The organism is Bradyrhizobium sp. S3.12.5, from assembly GCF_040548225.1.
Lineage (GTDB): Bacteria > Pseudomonadota > Alphaproteobacteria > Rhizobiales > Xanthobacteraceae > Bradyrhizobium > Bradyrhizobium cytisi.
This window is the reverse complement of the sequence record NZ_JBEPRF010000056.1, coordinates 1-2,790: the sequence shown is the minus strand read 5'-3', so window position 1 is coordinate 2,790 and position 2,790 is coordinate 1. Positions and strand designations below refer to the sequence as shown.

Here is a 2,790-nt window from a genome sequence, read left to right as displayed (position 1 = left end):
AACAGCCGCGGCACGCGTTGATAGAGCACGGAGCGATTGTCGCGGCAGGCCTTGTTGCCGAGCGCCGAGGCGAGCCAGCTCTTGCCGACCCCGGACGAGACAGCGTCACAATGCCGGGTGTCCGGCGTTCGAGGTTTTGATCCTCTATCCGTTCCATCCTCGGGCCGGGCAGATGGTGCAGGTCGAGCACCGCAAGCGCTTCGCTGGCGAGGACCATCTGGTTGTGGTGCAGCCCGACGGGACACTCGCCCTGATCCCAGCCTGGATGAGCGAGGATATTGCCCGCTCTGCAACGCTCACAGCAAGCCCTCGGTTGGCTGTCGAAAGGCTCGTCGAGCTGCGGGCGCGAATCGATGCCCTTATCGCCTCTCAAGGCGGGGTATGGCCCCCGCGTGAAGGAGGGGATCATGCAACCAAGACGCCACTTGCAAGGGAGCCTGTTCGAGGAGGATCGCCAGACGCCGGAGATTCCGGCGTCGCAGAGAAGCACTCTCGTCCGCCTGATCGAGGGGCTGCTGGTCGAGGCCCTCGCCGACGGCGCCAATATCGAGACGGGCACGCCAACCACAGAGACGAGGGAGGCCGCTCATGAGCAAGGTCACGCCTGAGCACCTCGCCCGTCAGGCCGTCGTCTACATCCGTCAGTCGACGCCTGATCAGGTCGTCAAAAACCTGGAAAGTAAGCGCCGTCAGTACAATTTGCCGGAGCGCGCGCGACAGCTGGGCTGGAGCGATGTTGCCGTCATCGATGACGATCTCGGCCGCTCCGGCGGTGGCGTCGCGCGGCCCGGCTTCGAGAAGCTGCTGGCCGCCATCTGTGAGGTACGCGTCGGGGTCGTGGTCTCGATTGAGGCGTCGCGGCTCGCACGCAACGGTCGCGACTGGCACACGCTACTCGAGTTCTGCGGTCTCGTCGGCACACTGATCGCCGACGAGGACGGCGTCTACGATCCGCGACAGCCCAACGATCGCCTACTGCTCGGTATGAAGGGCACCATGAGCGAGATGGAGTTGTCGGTACTGCGCCAGCGCTCGCTCGAAGCGCTGAAGCAGAAGGCGCGCCGGGGCGAGCTGTTCATGACGGTCGCCGTCGGCTACGTGCGGGTCGGCCATAACCGCATCGAGAAGGACCCGGATCGGCGCGTCGGCGAGGCGATCGCGCTCGTCTTCGCCAAGTTCACCGAGATGCAGTCGGTGCGTCAGGTGCACCTCTGGTTCAGACACGAGCGCGTTCCGTTGCCCGCCGCAACCTATGGCGCCGAAGGCCGCCTGGTCGAGTGGAAGCTGCCGGTCTACAACACGATCCTGCACATTCTGACCAACCCAATCTATGCCGGCGCGTATGCATTCGGGCGCACCGGCAGCCGCATCAGCATCGAGGCCGGCCGTAAGAAGGTGGTTCGCGGCTTCAAGAAGGAGCGCAAGAATTGGGAGGTGTTGATCCCGAACCATCATGAGGGTTATCTGAGCTGGGCGGACCATGAGAGGAACATCGGCCTGATTGCGGACAACGCCAACGGCAAGAACCCGATGAGCCGCGGTGCCCTGCGTCGAGGTGAGGCTCTGCTCGCCGGCCTGCTGCGCTGTGGCCATTGTGGGCGCAAACTTCACGTCGCCTACTCCGGTAAGGACGGCAACACCGGTCGCTACCATTGTCGGGGCGGCGCCAACAATCATGGCGGTGACCCTTGCATCTCGTTCGGCGGCATGCGGATCGATCGTGACGTGGCCGCCGAGGTGATCGAGCGCCTGCAACCGCTCGGTATCGAGGCGGCACTCGCCGCGCAGGCTACGCGCAGCCGTGCGAACGAAGACAAACGCGGCCAAGTCGAACTGGCGCTGGAGCAGGCTCGCTATGAGGTCGGGCGCGCGCGCCGCCAATACGATGCCGTCGATCCCGACAATCGTCTCGTCGCCGCCGAGCTGGAAAAGCGATGGAACGACCGGCTGGCGGTCGTGCGCAATCTGGAGACCGAGCTGGAGGGACTGACGGCTTCGCCCGCTGTTGATCTCACACCTGCCGACAGGGAGCGGATGATGACGCTAGGCGCCGACCTGGAGCGTGCTTGGTCAAGTGCCGGCGTGCTACCCGAGACACGCAAGCGGATCGTGCGAACGCTGATCGACGAGATCGTCGTCCGCGTCGAGGACAACACGCTCGATCTGGTGATCCGCTGGCACGGCGGCGACCACTCCGCTCTCAAGGTCAAGAAGAATCGCTCCGGCCAGCACCGCTGGAGCGCAGCGGGAGAGACAGTCGATCTCGTGCGCGTGCTGGCGCGGCAGATGCCAGACAAAGCGATCGCGTCGGTGCTCAACCGATCCGGCAAAACCACGGGGCGCGGCAATGGATGGACCAAGTCGCGAGTGTGCAGCTTGCGTAGCCACAACGACATTGCAGCCTATCGCGAAGGCGAGCGCCGCGACCGCGGCGAGGTCACTCTGGACGAGGCGGCCGCGGCCCTCTCCGTCAGCCCGTCAACCGTGCGACGTCTGATCAAGGACGACCAGCTCGCGGCGAGCCAGCTTTGCAAAGGGGCACCTTGGATCATCAAAGCAGCCGATCTTGAGCGTCCTGATGTCAAACGAGCCGCCACCGCGCGGCGCCTCAGACGTCCGCCGTCCGGCACTCCGCTACAAAAAGAACTGGAAGTCTAACGAGATAGAAAGGTGAGCATTATGAAGCGGGCTCGGTGGGTCCGCAGATCAGCAGGTTGGCGTGGTCGTCGATCCATTGGCCTTCGACCAGCATCGTCAGCAGGCTACGGTCGAGGCCGCGCGGGGTGCGAT

The 2,790-nt window shown here is 64.6% G+C and carries 2 protein-coding genes and 2 pseudogenes; 3 read left to right on the top strand and 1 reads right to left on the bottom strand.

Features of this window, described 5'->3' with window-relative positions:
• Nucleotides 1-95, bottom strand: a pseudogene (locus ABIC09_RS37300) (ATP-binding protein); the annotation flags it as partial.
• Nucleotides 96-136: 41 nt separating this feature from the next.
• On the opposite strand from ABIC09_RS37300, the pseudogene ABIC09_RS37295 reads away from it, so the two are divergent.
• The 3 genes and pseudogenes from ABIC09_RS37295 to ABIC09_RS37285 form a co-directional block, all read left to right on the top strand.
• Nucleotides 137-349, top strand: a pseudogene (locus ABIC09_RS37295) (DUF5372 family protein); the annotation flags it as partial.
• 58 nt (nucleotides 350-407) lie between these two features.
• Nucleotides 408-608, top strand: a complete 201-nt coding sequence (locus ABIC09_RS37290; protein WP_148755229.1) for a hypothetical protein — start codon at nucleotides 408-410, stop codon at nucleotides 606-608.
• Nucleotides 589-2,658, top strand: a complete 2,070-nt coding sequence (locus ABIC09_RS37285) for a recombinase family protein (RefSeq protein WP_354112421.1) — start codon at nucleotides 589-591, stop codon at nucleotides 2,656-2,658. Before ABIC09_RS37290 ends, ABIC09_RS37285 begins: the two co-directional genes overlap by 20 nt.
• The last annotated feature ends 132 nt before the right edge of the window (nucleotides 2,659-2,790 follow it).